Genomic DNA, 19,081 nt, shown 5'->3' with positions numbered 1-19,081 from the left:
CAACACCTGCTTGAAGAAGGGCGCGATCGCCACCACATTTGGTGGTACAAAAACTTTCAAAAGGATTTTTCCATATGGCAACCGTGAAGGTCGACAAGAGCAACTTCCAGGCTGACGTGCTTGACGCCAACGTACCGGTCGTCGTCGATTTCTGGGCGGAATGGTGCGGCCCCTGCAAGCAGATCGCTCCGGCGCTCGAAGACATCGCCACCGAACTCGGCGCCAAGGTCAAGATCGCCAAGCTGAACATCGACGAGAATCCCGAGCTTGCCGCCCAGTTCGGCGTGCGCTCGATCCCGACGCTGATGATCTTCAAGGGCGGCGAAATGGCCGACATGAAGGTGGGTGCGGCGCCGAAGACCGCGCTGTCGCACTGGATCAATGGCAACCTCGCCTGACCTGTCTGAAATTCCTGATATCAAGCCCGGCCTCGCGCCGGGCTTTTTGTTGGCGTCATTGGTAACAGGCTCTGGCCCTCACATCCGGGCGATCCATGTCTTCTGTTGGCAGCGCAAGCAGGGAGAAATGATATGACCGGATCCGCCAAGGCCACCGTCTTCATCGACAATGAGCGCGTCATCGTCACCGAATACCGCTTCCAGCCGGGCGACAATACCGGCTGGCATCGCCATGGCCATGACTATGTCGTGGTGCCGCTGATGGACGGCAAGGTGAAACTGGTGACCAAGGATGGCGAGAGCTTCGCCGAGATGAAGAAGGGCGCGCCCTATTTCCGCAAGGAAGGCGTCGAGCACGACGTGATCAGCGCCAATGAGGGTGAATACGCCTTCGTCGAGATCGAGCTGAAGTGATGGCGTGCCATCATCTGCCATCTAGATGGCAAGGGCAGGAAAGGCTATATCTTTCTCAAAAGGGAGTTTGAAATGGCCGAACCCCAGCTTTCCGTCCGCAGCGCAAAAGCACGCGATCTTGCGCATCGACTCGCTCGTCGCGAAAACCGCTCAATAGCTGATATCGTCGAACGCGCGCTTGAATCCTATGAGATTCGTGCGGCCGGGCGAGAACCGGCATCCGCCTTCTACTCTCGCCTGACGGCAAGCGTTGGCGTCGACATCGATCTGGAAGAAATCATCCGGGAAAGCCGCAAGGTCCATACAGGGCCGGAGCTTTGATTTTCGTCGACACCAATGTGATCTCTGAGAGCCTGGAAAGGCGCCTGACGCGGCTGTCATGGCTTGGCTGGTTCGCAACGATACCGAACTGGCGCTTCCCACGGTGGCGATTGCCGAAATCGCTTTCGGTATCCAAAAGATACGACCTGACGAGCGTGCCGATCGCCTGGAGCAAGGTCTCTCCCAATGGCGCCATCGCTTTGCCGGTCGCATTTTTGGGCTGACGGAGGAGGCGGCTCTGGCTTATGGCGAGATTATGGGAACGGCGACGCGCCAGGGCCGGGGCATGTCGGCACCCGATGGCATGATTGCAGCGATAGCGCGCGTGAATGGCGGTCGGCTGGCAACGCGTAACCTGAACGACTTCGGCCCGGCCAACCTCGAGCTGATCTCACCTTGGGATTTCTAATGCATGTCGCCCAAAAGTGATCTCGGTTTTGGGAAGACGACATGCATAAAAACAATGGCCTAAAGCGGGTCACCTGAATCCGTTCAGACGCGACACGCGTTAGGGCGTTTCACCGTTTCACGGAAAAGGAGGAATGCTCTACCAATCGGCGATGCGGTCGCCGCCGGCGAACTGTGCGCTTTTGCCGGTGTATTCGAACAGCTCGATCTTCACGCCGTTGGGATCGCGGATCCACGCCTGGAAAGTGTCGTCGCAGGCGTGCTTCTTGGCCGTGACGTCGATGCCCTTCGATTTGATGTGATCGATCGCAGCATCGATGTTTTCCACCTCGAGGCAGAAATGGTTGATCTGGTTCTGCTCGGTGTAGGCCGTGCCGTCCTTCTGGAACACCTCGATATGGCTGCGCCCGCCGCAATTGAGGTAGAACCCGAAAATCTTGCCGTCGCGCAGGAAATTGAACTGCGTATCCAGGCCCAGCACGTCGCGATAGAAGCTTCGCGTTGCCTCCAGGTCATGCGCGAAGATGCAGACGTGAGCGAGCTGCTTGACCTTGATCATGACGGGTTCCTCGCAACTCCGACCTCAGGTCGGCGGAGTGCCGTTCTCGGCCAGCACCGCGCCGGTCAGATACAACGAACCGCTGATCAGGATGCGTGGCGCCGGGCCGTCCCAGGTGTCGCGCAGCAGCATCAGCGCGCTGGCGACGGAACTCACCGGCTCGGCGGTCAGCCCGGCTTCCGTCGCGCGGATCGCCAGTTCGTCATTAGGCACGCCGGCCTCGCTGAGGCTCACCGGCACCGTGTAGACATGCCGGGCGAGGCCCTTGAAGGCACGGAAATAGCCGCTCTGGTCCTTGGTGTTGATCATGCCCGAGATGAGGAACAGCGGACGCGGGTTCTTCTCTTCCTGCTCGGCCAACGCTTCGGCAACCACCACGCCGGCCCCCGGATTGTGGCCACCGTCGAGCCAGATATCGGCGCCCTTGGGTGCCAGTTCGGCCAGCCGGCCCTGCATCAGCTTCTGCATGCGGCCAGGCCAGGCGACATTGATCATCGCCTTTTCGGCGGCGCGATGGCTGATCTCGAAACCGGCCGCCTTGACCGCGGCAATCGCCGCCGCCGCATTGGCGAACTGGTGGCGGCCGGGCAGCCTGGGCGGCGGCAGGTCCATCAACCCGTCTTCGTCCTGGTAGACCATGCGGCCGTTTTCCTCGAAGGCAAGGAAATCCTGGCCGTAGACGAAGGTTGGGCATTCAAGCCGCTCGGCGGTTTCGATCAGCACCTGCAGCGCAGTCTCGCTCTCCTGCGCGCCGATGACCACCGGACAGCCGGGCTTGATGATGCCGGCCTTTTCGGCCGCGATCAGTTCGACCCGGTCGCCGAGATAGGCCTCGTGGTCGAGCGACACCGGCATGATCACCGACACGGCCGGCTCCTTGACGACATTGGTCGCGTCGAAGCGGCCGCCGAGCCCGACCTCGATGATGGCGGCGTCGGCCTGGTGTTCGGAAAACAAGAGGAAGGTGACTGCGGTGAGGATCTCGAAGACGGTAATCTTCTCGCCCTCATTGGCCCTGGCGGCACGAGCAATAGCATCGGCGAAAACCCTGTCTTCGACCAGCCTGCCGCCGCCATCGGCGGCCAGCCGGTAACGCTCATGCCAGTTGACCAGATGCGGCGAGGTGTGGACATGGACGCGGTAGTCTGCGGCCTCGAGCAGGGCGCGCGAAAAGGCGGCGCACGAGCCCTTGCCGTTGGTGCCGGCGATGTGGATGACCGGGGGCAGCCGGTCCTGCGGATTGTCAAGCCGCTCCAGCAGCCGCGAAATGCGGTCGAGCGAAAGGTCGAAGCCTTTCGGATGAAGTGCCATCAGGGCTTCGATTTCGCGGTCGGCGGCAAGCGTCGTCATGGCAGAATCCTAGCGCATGAGCCTGAAAACCAGAATCGTTTCGGATGGCCATGGCAATCAAAAGCTACAGCGCGCCGAAGCCCTCGTGCAATCGCGGTCGCGGCGCCTCGTGTCGCTTCAGGCTTGCGGCCGAGCTTCCGCGGCGACCGCTGCCGGCGGCAGGATTTCCGGCTCCAGCGGCTTTTGCTCCTCCGGCAGCTTGAGCAGCATCTTGAGCAGCCGCGATATGGTTTCGCGCAGCTCCAGCCGCGACACCACCATGTCGACCATGCCGTGCTCCATCAGATATTCGGAGCGCTGGAAGCCGTCGGGCAATTTCTCGCGGATCGTCTGTTCGATGACGCGCGGTCCGGCAAAGCCGATCAGCGCGCCGGGCTCGGCAATGTGCACGTCGCCCAGCATGGCGTAGGAGGCGGTCACGCCGCCCGTGGTCGGGTTGGTCAAAACGACGATATAGGGCAGGCCGGCTTCCTTCAGCCGGTCGACACCGATCGTTGTCCGCGGCAATTGCATCAGGGACAAAATACCTTCCTGCATGCGCGCGCCGCCGGAAGCGGCGAACAGGATCAGCGGCCGCTTGCGCTGCAGGGCCACTTCGAAGCCATGCACGATGGCGTCGCCGGCAGCCATGCCGAGCGAGCCGCCCATGAAGGCGAAGTCCTGCACCGTCACCACCACCGGCAGACCCTCGACGGTGCCCAGCGCATTGATGATCGCGTCCTCAAGGCCGGTCTTGGCCTTGGCGTCCTTCAACCGGTCGACATAGCGCTTCTCGTCGCGGAATTTCAGCGGATCCTGCATCACCTTGGGGTTGTCCAGGGTCTCGTATTTGCCGCCATCGAAGAAGAATCTCAGCCGCTCCTTGGCCGAGATCTTCATGTGATGGCCGGACGAAGGAATGACGAACTGGTTGGATTCCAGGTCCTTGTGGAACACCATCTCGCCGGTCTCCGGATCCTTGATCCAGAGATTCTCGGGCATGTCGGTGCGCCGGCCGAGCATCGAATTGATCTTCGGGCGAACGTAATTGGTGATCCAGTTCATCGCTTCGGCTCCTGTCCTGACGAAGATTTGGCTAAAGACGTAGGGAAACTATTCGGCAGCAGCAAGGCGGGCCGAGCGCACACCTTGCGCAAGGCCGCTGACCAGCGTGGCGACGGCCTCGGCCGGGTCGGCGGTCTTCTCGCCCTTCGGTCCCAGCACATTGGCCACCGCATTGACGATGGCGGTGCCGACGACGACGCCATCGGCATTGGCGCCGATCACCCGGGCCTGCTCGGCGGTCTTGACGCCGAAGCCGACGCAGACCGGCAGGTCGGTATGGCCCTTGATGCGCTTGACTGCCGCCGCCACCTTGCCGGTGTCGGCCAGCGCCGAGCCGGTGATGCCGGTCATCGACACATAGTAGACGAAGCCCGACGTGTTCTGCAGCACCTTGGGCAGGCGCTTGTCGTCGGTCGTCGGTGTCGCCAGCCGGATGAAATTGATGCCGGCCTTGAGCGCCGGAATGCACAGTTCTTCGTCCATCTCGGGCGGCAGGTCGACGACGATCAGCCCGTCGATGCCGCTGGCGATCGCGTCCTTGAGGAAGCGGTCGACGCCATAGATGTAGATCGGATTGTAATAGCCCATCAGCACGATCGGCGTTTCATTGTCGCCGACACGGAAGTCGGCCGCCATCTTCAGCGTCTTGACCAGCGTCTGGCCGCCCTTCAGCGCCCGCAGGCCCGCCGCCTGGATCGCCGGGCCGTCGGCCATCGGGTCGGAAAACGGCATGCCGAGCTCGATGATGTCGGCGCCAGCCTTGGGCAGCGCCTTCATGATCGACAAGGAGGTGTCGTAGTCAGGGTCGCCGCCCATGAAATAGGTGACGAGCGCCGGGCGGCCTTCGGCTTTCAGTTTTGCCATGCGGCGGTCGATGCGGGTCACCATGATCAGATCTCCATGCCCAGCATCGAGGCCACCGTATGCACGTCCTTGTCGCCACGGCCGGACAGGTTGACGATGACGATCTGGTCCTTGTCCATGACGGGCACGATCTTCACCGCATGCGCAATGGCATGCGCGGATTCCAGCGCCGGGATGATGCCTTCGACGCGCGTCGTCAGCTTGAAGGCCTCCAGCGCCTCGTCGTCGAGGATCGGCACGTATTCGACGCGGCCTGAATCACGCAGCCACGAGTGCTCCGGGCCGACACCAGGGTAATCGAGGCCGGCCGAGATCGAATGGCCATCCATGATCTGGCCGTCAGAGTTCTGCAGGAGATAGGTACGGTTGCCGTGCAGCACGCCGGGCGCGCCGGCATTCATCGACGCGCAATGCTCGATGCCGTCGAGACCGCGCCCGCCGGCTTCGATGCCGATGATGCGGACATCCTTGTCGTCGAGGAACGGATGGAACAGGCCGATGGCGTTGGAGCCGCCGCCGACAGCGGCGATGATCGTGTCCGGCAGCCGGCCCTCCTGTTCGAGGATCTGCGCCCGCGCCTCGATGCCGATCACCGACTGGAAATCGCGCACCAGCTCCGGATAGGGATGCGGGCCCGCAGCGGTGCCGATCAAGTAATAGGTGTCCTCGACATTGGTCACCCAGTCGCGCAACGCCTCGTTCATGGCGTCCTTCAGCGTGCCGTGACCGGCGGTCACCGGCCGCACTTCGGCGCCGAGCAGCTTCATGCGGAAGACATTGGGGCTTTGCCGGGCGACGTCGGTGGCGCCCATATAGACGACGCAGGGAAAGCCGAAGCGGGCCGCGACCGTGGCCGACGCCACGCCGTGCTGGCCGGCGCCGGTCTCGGCGATGATGCGCTTCTTGCCCATGCGCTTGGCCAGCAGGATCTGGCCGAGGCAATTGTTGATCTTGTGCGAACCGGTATGGTTCAGATCCTCGCGCTTGAAATAGACCTTTGCGCCGCCGAGATGCTTCGTGAGGCCTTCGGCGAAATAAAGCTTCGACGGCCGTCCGGCATAGTGGGTCGACAGGTCAGTCAGCTCGGCCCTGAAATCCGCATCGTTCTTGACCTCGTTCCAGTGCCGCTCCAGATCGAGGATCAGCGGCATCAACGTTTCGGCAACGAAACGACCGCCGAAAATGCCGAACATGCCCTGTTCGTCGGGTCCGGTGCGGAAGGAATTGGGTGTCGCCGGCTTGTTCATCGCCGATCTCCTGGCTTGTCGTTTACAGCACGCTCAGGCTGCGCGGGTGTTCCGCGCGGCCCTGACGGCCCGGAAAAACTGTTCGATCAGCGCCGGATCCTTGATGCCCGGCGCGCTTTCCACGCCTGAGGAAATGTCTATTCCGGGCGGGTCGGCAAGCCGAAGGGCATCGCCGATATTGGCGGCGTTGAGCCCACCGGAAAGCATGTAATCGACGCTGCCGTCAAGGCCGGCGAGGATGTGCCAGTCGAAGGCCACACCATTGCCGCCCGGCAGTTGCGAGCCTTTCGGCGGCTTGGCGTCGAACAGGAACCGGTCGGCTATGCCGATGAACGGCTTTATCCGTTCGAGATCGGCGGCCTCGCTGAGCGGCAGCGCCTTCATCACCGGCAGGCCATAGCGGGCTTTGACCTCGGCGACGCGATCGGGCGTTTCCGCACCATGCAGCTGCAGCATGTCAGGCTGCATTTTGGCAACGATTTCATCAAGGAAGGCGTCGCTGGTATCTACGGTGACGGCAACCGCCATCGCCTTGCCGCGCGCAGTCTCGCGCAGACGGCCAGCCTCGGCAGGTTCGACATAGCGCGGGCTTTTGGCGAAGAAGATAAACCCGACATGGCTGGCGCCGCCGGCCAGCGCCGCGGCCATTGCCCCGTCGGTCTTCAAGCCGCAGATCTTGATGTCGAGTGCCATGGCGCGGGAATTGGCATGAAAAGCGAAAAGAGTCGAGAAAAAGCATGCTGTTTGCCGACACGGCCAAAGGCGCTACCTATGGATGAACAGGACACGGCGGGAGCACGATCATGACCGACAGGACAATTGCCGAACTCAGGCAGAAGGTCGCGCAGGCGCGCGAGGTCATCGCGCACCTGATCGACAAGGCTGCCTTCAACGGCGCCGAAGCGCACCGGGCGCTCGACTATTTCGGCGGCGATGAATTCGACGGCAATTTCCTGCCGTGGCCGCATCATGGCGATGAGGGGTTGCGGCCTGAGGACTTGAACGCCGCAAACGACGACTGAGCGATCTACTCGAACATGATCGCCTGCAGCGCACCGCCATTGCGCTTCAGCCAGTCCTTGCAGCGATCGGTGTCGGGGCAGAGCTTTTCGCACAATTTCCAGAATTTCGGACCATGGTTCATCTCCTTGAGATGCGCCACTTCATGCGCGACGAGATAATTGATGACCGGCGACGGCGCCATCATGATGCGCCAGGAGAAGGACAGATTGCCTTCGGAGGTGCAGGAGCCCCAGCGGCTCGACGTGTCCTTGAAGCGGACGGCCTTGGCGCGTTTGCCTAACGCCTGGGTGTGCTTGAGCACCAGCTTCTCGATGTCCTTCTTGGCCTCGCGCTTGAGGAAGTCGGCGATGCGGCGCGGTAGGTGTATGCGATCGCCGTGCACGATCAGCAGCGGGCCGCGCTCATCGCTCGACACCGTCACGGTCCCGCGCTTTGATGGCTCATGGACGATGCGGTGCGCCACGCCACGCACCGGGATCCTGATGCCGGGCCGCACCTGCGGCCGCGTCGGCACCTTGGCCAGTCGCTGCTCCAGCCAGTCCTGGTGCCGCTCGAGGAACCTGTCTACCTCGCCGCGGCGCAGGCCTGGCGGCACGGTGATGCGCAGACCCTGGCCGCCTGAATCGATGCGCAGCGTCATTCGGCGCGCCCTGGCGCTCTCGACGATCTTGAGCGGCAGCGTGCGGCCGGCGATGCAATATTCGCGTTCCACGACAGGCGTGGGCTTGGGCTTTGTCAGATTGCGAAAGAAGCCGAGAGTCATGGCGGGACGATACGCGATTCGAGAAAAACGACTAGAACAAAAAAGAAACGGCGCCACTCGCGCGACGCCGTCGTCATACCTTGGCCTGTCCTACAGCGCCGCGCGTCCTCTGGGACGCGCAAAGGACGCTGTAGCACTTTAAGTTGGCGCATGACCCGAAAACCGGTTCCGGTTTTCGGGGTTATGCGTCGGGCCTCAGTCGTCAAGCAGGTTCGAACCCTTGCCACGCTTGGTGGTCGTCGTTCCGGCGCCCGGATCGGTCTTCGTCGGAGCCGTCGACTTGTTGCGGTTGGCCATGAACCGGTCGAACTCGTCCTGATCCTTGGCGCGGCGCAATTCGCGGGCATACTCGTCGAACTGGGTCAGCATCTCGTCGAGCTTGCGACGCTCTTCGTTCAGGCGCTCCAGTTCCTTTTCGCGCCAGTCGTCGAAAGCGACGTTGCCGGTGCGGGCGGAGCCATTGCCCCAGCGCGCGGCCTTGTCGGAACCGCGGCGGCATCCGGCGAAGATGCCGTCGGTCGCGCGGTTGACGTCACGCTTGAAGCCATCGAGGCGGTCGCCCCAGATGATGTAGGCGAGCATGGCGAAGCCGAGTGGCCAGAACACCATGAAACCCACAACCATCAACGCGATGGTTGCGGGCGTCCAGGCCGGACGGATCAATGCGGATGTGTTCATTTTCTCCCATTCCTTCGGTTGGAGACAGCCAAACCCGGCTGCGTGGAATCGAAATGGGAAGAGAAAAACGGCGATTCAAGACAATGTCCGCCAAATCCGGACAAGCATCTGAAATGATTACCGCTTTTTGATCATATCGAGGGAAAGCACGACCAACCCGGCAATCAGGCCCCAGAATGCGGCGCCAACGCCGAACAGCGTCAGGCCCGACGCGGTGACGACAAAGGTGACGGTGGCGGCCATGCGATCCGCCTCTTCCTTCAGCGCGATAGACAGCGCGTTGGCGAGCGACGCCATCAGCGCCAGGCCTGCCACCAGCACGATCAGGCTCTGCGGCAGCACCGCGAAGATCGCCACCAGCGAAGCGCCGAAAATAGCAAAGATGAGATAGGCGAGCGCATAAAACGGCCCGGTCTTCCAGCGCTCGGCCGGATCGGGGTGGACGTCCGGCCCGGTGCAGATCGCCGCCGAGATCGCCGCCAGATTGGTCGTCGAGCCGCCGAACGGCGCCGACAGCAGCGAAAACAGGCCCGTGACACCGATCAGCGGGCCGGGCTCCGGGTGATAGCCGGCGGCGCGCAGCACGGCGAGGCCGGACAGGTTTTGCGACGCCATGGTGACGAGGTAGAGCGGCAGTGCCAGGCCAATCACCGCCTTGGTGGTGAAGTCAGGCGCAATCAGCGTCAGCGTCGACAGTTCCGGTGTCGGCAGGCCACCGACACGGCCGGTGAGGAAAGCGGCGAGGCCACCGCCGATCAGAACCGCCAGCACCGACAGCGCCGGGTTGAACAGCCTGATAACGAAGAAGACGGCGATCAGCGGCAGGATCAGCCACGGGTCGATCGAAATGGTCTTCACCGCATTGAGCGCGAAGGTGACGACGATGCCGGCCAGCATGCCCGAGGCGACGGAGGGCGGTATCCTCGAGATCAGCTTGGTCAGGGGCCGAAACAGCCCTGTGGCGATCAGAAGGACGCCGGTGACGATGAAGGCGGCGACGGCCTCGCTCATCGAAAAGCCGCTCGATGCCGCGATCAGCGCCAGGCCCGGCGTCGACCAGGCGGTGATGACAGGCATTTTCGTGCGCCATGACAGCCACAGGCTCTCGATCGCCATGGCCAGGCAGATCGTCGTCACCCAGCTTGCCGTCTCGATCTGCGTCGCACCGACTGCGGTGGCGGCTGCGATGACGATGGCCAGCGTGCCGCCGAAGCCGACGATCGCCGCGACGAAGGCGGATATCGGGATGGAAAGGCGCATCAGTTTCCCCTCTGCGCCATCGCATCGACGGCCCGCACCAGCATGTCGAGATCTTGGGGTCGCGACAAGCGATGGTCGCCGTCGGGGATCAATGACAGTGTCACGTCGTCGGCGGGCAGCAAGCTGACCAGCTTCAGTGCGTGGCTTGCAGGCACGTCCGCATCGGCCAGGCCCTGCAGGATGTGCACCGGGCAATGGGTGTCGATCGGGCCTGTCATAACCCGGTTGTAGCGCCCGTCCTCGATCAGGGCGCGGGTGTAGATGTAGGGTTCCGTGGAATAGTCCGACGGCTCTTCGAAGAAACCTTTTTTGGCGAGATCGCGCTTCTGCGCCTTGGTCAGCACCGGTTCGACCAGGTCGGCGGTGAAATCCGGGGCTGGCGCCAGCAGCACCATGCCGGCGACGTTGCTATCGCCTGCCTTGCGCAATTCCTGCACCATGCGCAGCGCGATCCAGGCGCCCATCGAGGAGCCGACCAGGATCTGGCTGCCCCGGGTGAAATGCCGGAACACGGCAAGGCTCTGCGCAAGCCATGTCGAAATCGTGCCGTCGGCAAAGGCGCCGCCGGATTCGCCATGGCCAGAATAATCGTGGCGCAGGAAGGCGCGGCCCTCGCTTGCCGCCCAGTCCGACAGCGTCTGAGCTTTCGTGCCCAGCATGTCCGACTTGTAGCCGCCGAGCCAGACGATACCTGGCGCAGAGCCAGCAGTATGGCGCACCGCGATGCGCGATCCATCTATATCCAGAAAGATTGGGAGCGTGGCAGTCATGGCTTTTCCTCAACGCGGGTCTTGTGACACAGCCGGTGGCGTGGCGAAAAGTGCTCACGATGTTGTTTGTTTGGTGCAGAGCAGCGATCAGGGTGATTTTCTGTCAATGCTGTGCTATTGACTCCGCCCGCGCGCTCACCACATTGCGCGTCCACGCATCAAGACTGACGAACCTGAACGAAACGGCCAAGGAGACCACGACCATTCGCAGACCTTTCAAAGCAGCGGCGCCGACCAAGGATGGCCCGCGCTCCAACCGTGACATCCGGGTTCCCAGGGTCCAGCTTATCGACGCCGATGGCCAGAACCGCGGCGATATTTCCATCAACGATGCGTTGCTGCTCGCCGAAGAGGCTGGGCTCGATCTCGTCGAGATATCGCCCAATGCGGTGCCCCCCGTCGTCAAGATCCTCGATCTCGGCAAGTTGAAATACGCCAACCAGAAGAAGGCGGCCGAGGCGCGCAAGAACCAGAAGGTCATCGAGATCAAGGAGATCAAGATGCGCCCGAACATCGACAGCCATGACTACGAGACCAAGATGAAGGCGGTTCGCCGCTTCTTCGAGGAAGGCGACAAGGTCAAGCTGACGCTGCGCTTCCGTGGCCGCGAGATGGCGCATATGGAACTCGGCATGCAGCTTCTGAACAAGGTCCGCGAGGAAGTGGCGACGATTGCCAAGGTCGAAGCGGAACCGAAGCTCGAAGGCCGCCAGATGATGATGGTGCTGTCGCCGCGCTAGAGCGATCCCCGTCAAAAGCAAAGGCCGCTTCGGCGGCTTTTGTTTTGTTTTGCCTCCGCCATGATTTCTCCGCAAGTTGCTTCGACAAGGATTCTGGTTGCCGGTCCTCGCGGCGAAAGGATTCTCCCATGACCGCTGCGGCACGTTCTACAAGTGAAATGGGTCGCTATCAGCGGCGCCGGCGCGTCCTGCTGGCGCTGCTAATCGGCGCTTTTTGCGCTTTGCTGATCTTCGGCGGCTCCCCGCACGATGAACTAACCCACGAACGCATAGAGGCGCACGGGATCGCCCTGATACTGATCGGGATCGGCGGCCGGCTCTGGTCGATCCTCTATATCGGCGGCCGCAAGTCGGCTGAAGTGGTTGCAACCGGCCCATATTCGGTGATGCGCAACCCGCTGTATTTTTTCTCCACCGTAGCGGCCGTCGGCATCGGCACCCAGACCGGCAGCGCGATCGTCGCGGTAGCGTCGGCGGTTTTGTGCGCGGCCGCGTTCCACATCGTCACGCTGCGCGAGGAACGGCATTTGACGACCGTGCTCGGGGCGCCGTACAAGGAGTACGTTGCACGGGTGCCGCGTTTTTTTCCCAATCCCCGGCTTTATCGCGATCAGGCCGAGGTCACCTTCACACCGCGCATCTTCAATCATACGCTGCGCGACGGCTTGATGTTTCTGGTTTCCATACCGTTTTTCGAACTCATCGAGTCCGGACAGGAAAGCGGAGTAATTCCCGTCCTCTTCTGGCTGTATTGAGCTGCGGTAGGCAGTCAAAAGAGGCGACATGCATTAAATCCGCCTGAATTATCCTGCAAGTCATCCCAACGATCGGCGGGGCCTGTTTTCTTGGCCAGAAGCTGCGATCGCCGGCAAGTTTTTCGACGATCGGATTCCGCCATGGTCAATGAAATCAAGTCTGCGCCCGTCGAGGCACACGGGCTGGGCAACTACCAGCATATGCGCCGGATAGTGCTTGCCGTTCTCGTGGTCGTGCTGTTCGCAGCATTGCTATTTGGTCAATCGACGTTTCCGCCTGAAACCTGGGTGCATGAGTCGATCGAAATGTTCGGCGTGCTGCTGATTTTCCTCGGCATCGTCGGGCGCCTTTGGGCGACGCTCTACATAGGCGGGCGCAAATCTTCCGAGGTGGTGACCGGCGGGCCTTACTCGATCACCCGCAACCCACTCTATGTGTTCTCGACCGTGGCCGCGGCCGGCGTCGGCGCCCAGATCGGCTCGTTCTCCGGCATCATCCTCTTTGCGCTGCTGTGCGCGGGTGCCTTCCACATCGTCATCCTGCGCGAAGAGAAGTTCCTCAAGGAAGCGCTCGGCGCGCCGTACCAGGCCTATCTGGAGAAGGTGCCGCGCTTCTTCCCGAAACTGTCGCTCTACCAGGAGGGCGATACGGGCAGCTTCAAGCCCCGCCTGCTGCTGACCACGCTGCTCGACGGCTTGGTGTTTCTCATCGCCCTGCCGGCCTTCGAGCTGATAGACGGAGCCCAGCTGTCAGGCATGTTGCCGGTCTGGTTCACGCTGCCCTGACCAAGGACACAGCGCCGCATCTCCACAGGTGTTGCGCGCGGGCCGTCTTTGACGTATAGCACCGCCGTTCAAGAAAACCGCCCGGCAGGGCATGCCGTGGCGGTTTCATTTGCTTTTCGGGCTTTGGTCGGCCCGAAGCGAACAAGAAGCGCGATAGTGCGCCAACAATACGGAGTAGCAAAATGCCCAAGATGAAGACCAAATCGGCCGCCAAGAAGCGGTTCAAGATCACAGGTACGGGTAAAGTCCTGTCGGCTGCGGCCGGCAAGCGTCACGGCATGATCAAGCGTTCCAACAAGTTCATTCGAAATGCCCGCGGCACGATGGTTCTGGCTGAACCGGATGGCAAGAAGGTCATCAAGAATTTTCTGCCGAACGGTCTCTAGGGAATGATGCCAAAAAGTTGCAGACTTTTTGGAAAACATCATTCGCCAAAATAAGATCATTCGGTCCGGACACGCATTTGTTTTACGCAATTCCGAACGGAAAACCGCAAGGCACTTTTCCTGGAATTGCTTTTAAGGAGATCATGACATGGCACGCGTAAAAAGAGGCGTCACCTCGCACGCCAAGCACAAGAAGGTCCTGAAAGCCGCGAAAGGCTTCTACGGCCGCCGCAAGAACACCATCCGCATCGCCAAGCAGGCGGTGGAAAAGTCGATGCAGTATGCGTATCGCGACCGCAAGAACCGCAAGCGCTCGTTCCGCGCGCTGTGGATCCAGCGCATCAACGCCGCGACGCACGAGCATGGCCTGACCTATGGCCGCTTCATCGACGGCCTCAACAAGTCGGGCATCGAGATCGATCGCAAGATCCTGTCGGACATGGCCATCCATGAGCCGCAGGCTTTCGCAGCCCTGGTCGCCAAGGCCAAGGTGGCGCTCGAATATCTGAAGAACACCACGCCGAACGCTTTTGAAAGCGCTGTCGCCTAAGACCAGCGCTTCCCAAGCATTCGCAATTCTGATTTGGGGAACCCGCGCTGGCACGGCTGGCGCGGGTTTTTCTTTTGCCTGAACTTTCAACTTAAAAGTGACTTTCACTTTGAGCTGATTTCCAACGTAGCGAGTTTGACCGTGAACGACGCAACCACTGGCCTGGATACGCTTGAAAACTCACTTCTGGCCGAAATCGCCTCGGCCGCCGATGAGCCGGCCATCGAGGCCGTGCGCATCGCTGCTTTCGGCAAGAAGGGCGCCGTGTCCGAGATGCTGAAGACCCTTGGCGCCATGACCGCTGAGGAGCGTCAGGTCAAAGGCCCCGCAATCAACGGGCTCAAGAACCGCGTCACAGATGCGCTGACGGTGCGCAAGGCCGAGTTGAAAGATGTGGCGATCACCGCCCGCCTCGCCGCCGAAAGGGTCGATGTGACGCTGCCGGTGCGGCAGTCGCCGGCCGAGCGCGGCCGTATCCACCCGATCAGCCAGGTCATCGATGAGATCGCGGCGATCTTCGGCGACCTCGGGTTTTCCATCGCGGAAGGTCCCGATATCGAGACCGATTACTACAATTTCACTGCGCTGAATTTCCCCGAAGGCCATCCGGCGCGCGAGATGCACGACACCTTCTTCTTCCAGCCGGACGAGAAGGGCGAGCGCAAGCTTTTGCGCACGCACACTTCGCCGGTGCAGATACGCACCATGGAGACGAAGAAGCCGCCGATCCGCATCGTCATTCCGGGCAAGACTTACCGCCAGGATTCGGACGCCACTCACTCGCCGATGTTCCATCAGGTCGAGGGGCTGGTGATCGACAAGACGGCCAACGTCGCCAACATGAAGTGGGTGCTGGAGGAGTTCTGCAAGGCCTTCTTCGAGGTGCCGCAGGTCAAGATGCGCTTCCGGCCGTCCTTCTTCCCGTTCACCGAGCCGAGCCTCGAGGTCGACATCCAGTGCGACCGCTCGCGGCCGGGCGAAGTGCGCTTCGGCGAAGGCTCCGACTGGATGGAGATCCTCGGCTGCGGCATGGTCCATCCCAACGTGCTGCGCCATGGCGGGCTCGATCCGGACGAATATCAGGGCTTTGCCTGGGGCATGGGCATCGACCGCATCGCCATGCTGAAATACGGCATGCCGGACCTGCGCGCCTTCTTCGATGCCGACGTGCGCTGGCTGTCGCATTACGGGTTCAGGCCGCTCGACATGCCGACGCTGTTTGGGGGCCTGAGCGCATGACAGCGCCCTACGCCGGCGGCTGTCGCTGCGGCGCCGTGCGGTTCGAGGCATCGGCCGAACCGCACCACGTCAGCTATTGCCATTGCGGCGATTGCCGGCGGGCCAGCGGCGCGCCTGTATCGGCCTTTGTCGGCTTCCCGGCCGGTCAGGTCGCGTTCACCGGCAAGGCGCTGAAGATGTTCGAGAACGGCCCGGTGACGCGCTCGTTCTGCGGCACTTGCGGCTCACCCATCGCCTATGTCGACGAGCGGCTGGAAGACGACATCTACTTCATGCTCGGCGCCATGGACATGCCAGCCGATTTTGAACCCACGCTGCATGCCTATGTCGGCGAGCAGCTGCCCTACCTGCATATGTCCGACGACCTGCCGAGACATCTGAAATCAAGCGTCAAAAGACCAGACGGAACAGCCCCATGAAATTCACCCTCTCCTGGCTCAAGGACCACCTAGAGACCGACGCTACGCTCGACGAGATCGTCGAGCGGCTGACCTCGATCGGCCTCGAAGTCGAGCATGTCGACGACAAGTCAAGCCTGAAGCCCTTCGTCATCGCCAGGGTGCTGACGGCGGTCCAGCATCCCGATGCCGACCGGCTGCGCGTGCTGACCGTCGATACGGGCGACGGCAAGCCACCCGTGCAGGTCGTCTGCGGCGCGCCAAACGCCCGCGCTGGCCTGATCGGCGCCTTTGCCGCGCCCGGCACCTATGTGCCCGGCATCGACGTGACGCTGGCGGTCGGCAAGATCAGGGGGGTCGAAAGCCACGGCATGATGTGTTCCGAGCGCGAGCTGGAACTGTCAGACGAACACAACGGCATCATCGACCTGCCCGAGGATGCGCCGGTCGGCACCAGCTTCGCCGCCTATGCGCATATCGACGATCCGGTCATCGAGATCAATTTGACGCCGAACCGGCCGGATGCCACCAGCGTCTATGGCATCGCCAGGGATCTGGCGGCGAGCGGGCTTGGCCGCCTCGTTGGCGGCGCCATCATGCCGCATGTCGGCAATGGCATGTGTCCGGTCAAGGTGACGATCGAAGCGCCGGAGCTTTGCCCCGGCTTCGCGCTCAACCTGGTCAAGGGCGTCAAGAATGGGCCGTCGCCAAAATGGCTGCAGCAGCGGCTGATCGCCATTGGGCTGAGACCCATCAGCGCGCTGGTCGACATCACCAACTACGTCACCTTCGACCGCGGACGCCCGCTGCATGTGTTCGACGCCAGCAAGGTTGCCGGCAATCTCGTCGTGCGCCGCGCGCGCGATGGTGAAAAGGTGCAGGCGCTCGACGGCCGCGAATACACGCTGACGCCGGAAATGTGTGTCATCGCTGATGACAATGGCGTCGAGTCCATCGCCGGCATCATGGGCGGCGAGCATTCGGGCTGCGACGAGAACACGACCGACGTGCTGATCGAATCCGCCCTTTGGGATCCGATCACCACGGCGCGCACCGGCCGCACGCTCGGCATCATCACCGACGCGCGCTACCGCTTCGAGCGCGGCGTGGACCCCGAATTCATGGTTCCCGGCGTCGAGTTGGCAACGAAACTGGTGCTCGATTTCTGCGGCGGCACGCCGACCGAAATGGAAGTCGTCGGTTATGCCGGCCACAAGTCGAAGATCGTTTCCTTCCCGCTTTCGGAAGTGAAGAGGCTGACCGGCATCGAGGTTCCCAGGGCGGAAAGCCTCGACATCCTGTCGCGCCTCGGCTTCAAGCCGGAGGGCTCGGGCGATGTCGTCGATGTCGCCGTGCCGTCCTGGCGCCCCGACGTCGATGGCAAGGCAGATCTGGTCGAGGAAGTCATGCGCATCCACGGCGTCGACAACATCGCGCCGCAGCCGCTCGGTGCGCATGACGCGGTCAACGCCAGGATACTCACCACGCTGCAGGTCCGTACCCGCACCGCCAAGCGCGCGCTTGCCGTGCGCGGCATGATGGAAGCCGTCACCTGGTCGTTCATTCCGGCCAAGCATGCCGAGCTGTTCGGCGGTGGCCAGACCGCGCTGAAGCTCGCCAACCCGATCGCCGCCGACATGTCCGACATGCGGCCGTCGCTGCTGCCCGGGCTGATCGCCGCTGCACAGCGCAATGCCGACAAGGGTATTGGCGACGTGGCGCTGTTCGAAGTGTCGGGCACCTATGAGGGCGACGGCGCCGACCAACAGCGGCGCGTCGCCGCCGGTGTGCGTCGCGGCACCGCCAAGCTCGACGGCTCCGGCCGCAACTGGGCCGGCAATTCGGGTGCGGTCGGCGTGTTCGACGCCAAGGCCGACGCAATCGCCGCGCTCGAAGCCTGCGGTGCGCCGGTCGAGCGGCTGCAGATCGAGGCCGGCGGTCCAGCCTGGTACCATCCCGGCCGTTCCGGCACCATCAAGCTCGGCCCGAAAACCGTGCTCGGCACCTTTGGCGAATTCCACCCGAAGACGCTGGAGGGGCTCGATGTTTCCGGGCCGCTGTGCGGCTTCGAGGTGTTCGTCGATGCGGTGCCCGAACCGAAGGCCAAGCCGACGAAAACCAAGCCGAAACTGGAACTGTCCCCCTTCCAGGCGGTCAAGCGCGACTTCGCTTTCGTCGTCGACAAGTCGGTCGAGGCCGGCACGCTGGTGCGCGCAGCGCTCGCCGCCGACAAGAAGCTCATCACCGCCGTCTCGGTCTTCGACATCTTCGAAGGCGCGTCGCTCGGCGAGGGCAAGAAGTCGATCGCCATCGAAGTGTCGATCCAGCCGGTCGAAAAGACGCTGACCGACGAGGATTTCGAGGCGCTGGCCAAGCGCATCATCGAGAATGTCGGCAAGCAGACGGGCGGCGTTCTGCGCGGCTAAGACTTGCGAGCAGATGGCGAATCGCCCTCCAAAGGGCGATGGACCATCTGCGCTATTCCGGACTTCCTTTCGAAGAACAGCGCGCGGCGTTTCTCGCCATCGTGCTTGCCGACCCGCTGTTACGCGACGCGCTGGCGCGGGCTCGCACGCTCGACCTGCCGGACTGGCTGGTGGTGTCCGGCGCGCTCTACAACAGTGTCTGGAACCACCTGACCGGCAAGCCTTCGGGTTACGGCATCAAGGACGTTGATCTCTTCTACTTCGATGACAGCGACCTGTCCTACGAGGCCGAGGACGCGGTGATCCGCCGGGCGGCGCGGCATTTCGAGGGGCTAGCGTTGCCGGTCGAGGTGCGCAACCAGGCGCGGGTGCACCTATGGTATCCGCAGAAGTTCTGCCAACCCTGCCCGCGCTATTCGAGCGCCAGCGAATCCGTCAGCTATTTTGCGTCGAAGACCCATGCGGTGGGTGTGCGATACGATGCGGATGGGCAGCTCGAGATCGTGGCTCCATTTGGTCTTGACGATATTTTTTCGTTCCGCATCACACCGAACCGGGTGATGGACAATCAGCGCACGCATGAGGTGAAGGGCAGACGCGCCCAGGAGTATTGGCCGGAGACCACTGTCGTGCCTTGGTAGGGAGTTGCCGGAATGTTGGCGCGAGGCACCCCCCTCTGGCCTGCCGGCCATCTCCCCCGCA

At 62.4% G+C, this 19,081-nt stretch carries 23 protein-coding genes and 1 pseudogene; 14 read left to right on the top strand and 10 right to left on the bottom strand.

Features of this window, described 5'->3' with window-relative positions:
* The first annotated feature begins 74 nt into the window (after positions 1-74).
* The 4 genes and pseudogenes from trxA (at position 75) to NKJ04_RS00640 (ending at position 1,542) form a co-directional block, all read left to right on the top strand.
* The gene (gene trxA, locus NKJ04_RS00655; protein ID WP_023810623.1) at positions 75-398 is read left to right on the top strand and encodes a thioredoxin; all 324 of its coding nucleotides are present in this window, start codon (positions 75-77) and stop codon (positions 396-398) included.
* A 132-nt stretch (positions 399-530) separates the two neighbouring features.
* A complete protein-coding gene (locus NKJ04_RS00650; RefSeq protein ID WP_352554639.1) occupies positions 531-812 on the top strand; it encodes a cupin domain-containing protein in 282 nt (93 codons plus the stop codon).
* 72 nt (positions 813-884) lie between these two features.
* Entirely contained in the window at positions 885-1,133 is a 249-nt protein-coding gene (locus NKJ04_RS00645) for a plasmid stabilization protein (protein WP_352554638.1), read from the top strand.
* A pseudogene (locus tag NKJ04_RS00640) lies at positions 1,130-1,542 on the top strand (type II toxin-antitoxin system VapC family toxin). The gene NKJ04_RS00645 and the pseudogene NKJ04_RS00640 overlap by 4 nt, the downstream one beginning before the upstream one ends.
* Positions 1,543-1,680: 138 nt before the next feature.
* On the opposite strand, the gene NKJ04_RS00635 reads toward NKJ04_RS00640, so the two are convergent.
* The 6 genes from NKJ04_RS00635 to NKJ04_RS00610 all read right to left on the bottom strand — a co-directional run bounded on the left by NKJ04_RS00635 (position 1,681) and on the right by NKJ04_RS00610 (position 7,298).
* Entirely contained in the window at positions 1,681-2,100 is a 420-nt protein-coding gene (locus tag NKJ04_RS00635; RefSeq protein WP_023810619.1) for a VOC family protein, read from the bottom strand.
* A 24-nt stretch (positions 2,101-2,124) separates the two neighbouring features.
* The gene (locus tag NKJ04_RS00630) at positions 2,125-3,450 is read right to left on the bottom strand and encodes a bifunctional folylpolyglutamate synthase/dihydrofolate synthase (RefSeq protein ID WP_352440510.1); all 1,326 of its coding nucleotides are present in this window, start codon (positions 3,448-3,450) and stop codon (positions 2,125-2,127) included.
* A 117-nt stretch (positions 3,451-3,567) separates the two neighbouring features.
* The gene (gene accD, locus NKJ04_RS00625; RefSeq protein WP_023810617.1) at positions 3,568-4,494 is read right to left on the bottom strand and encodes an acetyl-CoA carboxylase, carboxyltransferase subunit beta; all 927 of its coding nucleotides are present in this window, start codon (positions 4,492-4,494) and stop codon (positions 3,568-3,570) included.
* A 48-nt stretch (positions 4,495-4,542) separates the two neighbouring features.
* Positions 4,543-5,382: a tryptophan synthase subunit alpha gene (trpA, locus tag NKJ04_RS00620; RefSeq protein WP_352672821.1), complete on the bottom strand. Its 840-nt coding sequence runs from the start codon at positions 5,380-5,382 to the stop codon at positions 4,543-4,545.
* Positions 5,383-5,384: 2 nt separating this feature from the next.
* Entirely contained in the window at positions 5,385-6,605 is a 1,221-nt protein-coding gene (gene trpB, locus NKJ04_RS00615) for a tryptophan synthase subunit beta (protein WP_352672819.1), read from the bottom strand.
* 33 nt (positions 6,606-6,638) lie between these two features.
* Complete coding sequence (locus NKJ04_RS00610) at positions 6,639-7,298, bottom strand: phosphoribosylanthranilate isomerase (protein WP_023810614.1); 660 nt, start codon at positions 7,296-7,298, stop codon at positions 6,639-6,641.
* 110 nt (positions 7,299-7,408) lie between these two features.
* On the opposite strand from NKJ04_RS00610, the gene NKJ04_RS00605 reads away from it, so the two are divergent.
* A complete protein-coding gene (locus tag NKJ04_RS00605) occupies positions 7,409-7,627 on the top strand; it encodes a hypothetical protein (RefSeq protein ID WP_023810613.1) in 219 nt (72 codons plus the stop codon).
* A 5-nt stretch (positions 7,628-7,632) separates the two neighbouring features.
* On the opposite strand, the gene NKJ04_RS00600 is transcribed toward NKJ04_RS00605, so the two are convergent.
* The 4 genes from NKJ04_RS00600 to NKJ04_RS00585 form a co-directional block, all read right to left on the bottom strand.
* Complete coding sequence (locus NKJ04_RS00600; RefSeq protein WP_023810612.1) at positions 7,633-8,391, bottom strand: M48 family metallopeptidase; 759 nt, start codon at positions 8,389-8,391, stop codon at positions 7,633-7,635.
* Between the two features lie 195 nt (positions 8,392-8,586).
* A complete protein-coding gene (locus tag NKJ04_RS00595) occupies positions 8,587-9,069 on the bottom strand; it encodes a DUF2852 domain-containing protein (protein WP_023810611.1) in 483 nt (160 codons plus the stop codon).
* 117 nt (positions 9,070-9,186) lie between these two features.
* Positions 9,187-10,329: a benzoate/H(+) symporter BenE family transporter gene (locus NKJ04_RS00590; protein WP_352672816.1), complete on the bottom strand. Its 1,143-nt coding sequence runs from the start codon at positions 10,327-10,329 to the stop codon at positions 9,187-9,189.
* Entirely contained in the window at positions 10,329-11,099 is a 771-nt protein-coding gene (locus tag NKJ04_RS00585) for an alpha/beta hydrolase (protein ID WP_352672814.1), read from the bottom strand. Before NKJ04_RS00585 ends, NKJ04_RS00590 begins: the two co-directional genes overlap by 1 nt.
* Positions 11,100-11,302: 203 nt before the next feature.
* On the opposite strand from NKJ04_RS00585, the gene infC reads away from it, so the two are divergent.
* The 9 genes from infC (at position 11,303) to NKJ04_RS00540 (ending at position 19,020) form a co-directional block, all read left to right on the top strand.
* Positions 11,303-11,839 (top strand): translation initiation factor IF-3, encoded by a 537-nt coding sequence (gene infC, locus NKJ04_RS00580; protein ID WP_023810608.1) that lies wholly within the window; start codon positions 11,303-11,305, stop codon positions 11,837-11,839.
* A gap of 128 nt (positions 11,840-11,967) precedes the next feature.
* Complete coding sequence (locus NKJ04_RS00575) at positions 11,968-12,594, top strand: methyltransferase family protein (RefSeq protein WP_352554634.1); 627 nt, start codon at positions 11,968-11,970, stop codon at positions 12,592-12,594.
* 141 nt (positions 12,595-12,735) lie between these two features.
* Positions 12,736-13,380, top strand: coding sequence for a methyltransferase family protein (locus NKJ04_RS00570; RefSeq protein WP_352554633.1), 645 nt, complete (start codon positions 12,736-12,738; stop codon positions 13,378-13,380).
* Between the two features lie 182 nt (positions 13,381-13,562).
* Entirely contained in the window at positions 13,563-13,766 is a 204-nt protein-coding gene (rpmI, locus tag NKJ04_RS00565) for a 50S ribosomal protein L35 (RefSeq protein WP_006201248.1), read from the top strand.
* A gap of 148 nt (positions 13,767-13,914) precedes the next feature.
* Entirely contained in the window at positions 13,915-14,316 is a 402-nt protein-coding gene (rplT, locus tag NKJ04_RS00560) for a 50S ribosomal protein L20 (protein ID WP_023672281.1), read from the top strand.
* Between the two features lie 141 nt (positions 14,317-14,457).
* Complete coding sequence (gene pheS, locus NKJ04_RS00555) at positions 14,458-15,555, top strand: phenylalanine--tRNA ligase subunit alpha (RefSeq protein WP_352554632.1); 1,098 nt, start codon at positions 14,458-14,460, stop codon at positions 15,553-15,555.
* A complete protein-coding gene (locus tag NKJ04_RS00550; RefSeq protein ID WP_023810604.1) occupies positions 15,552-15,974 on the top strand; it encodes a GFA family protein in 423 nt (140 codons plus the stop codon). The genes pheS and NKJ04_RS00550 overlap by 4 nt, the downstream gene beginning before the upstream one ends.
* Entirely contained in the window at positions 15,971-18,379 is a 2,409-nt protein-coding gene (gene pheT, locus NKJ04_RS00545; protein ID WP_352672811.1) for a phenylalanine--tRNA ligase subunit beta, read from the top strand. Before NKJ04_RS00550 ends, pheT begins: the two co-directional genes overlap by 4 nt.
* Before the next feature lie 38 nt (positions 18,380-18,417).
* Positions 18,418-19,020: a nucleotidyltransferase family protein gene (locus NKJ04_RS00540; RefSeq protein WP_352672809.1), complete on the top strand. Its 603-nt coding sequence runs from the start codon at positions 18,418-18,420 to the stop codon at positions 19,018-19,020.
* Positions 19,021-19,081: the final 61 nt, after the last annotated feature.

This window comes from Mesorhizobium sp. M0618, from assembly GCF_040320765.1.
GTDB lineage: Bacteria > Pseudomonadota > Alphaproteobacteria > Rhizobiales > Rhizobiaceae > Mesorhizobium.
Note: the sequence above shows the minus strand (reverse complement) of the source record. Positions and strands in the feature narration are given on the sequence as shown.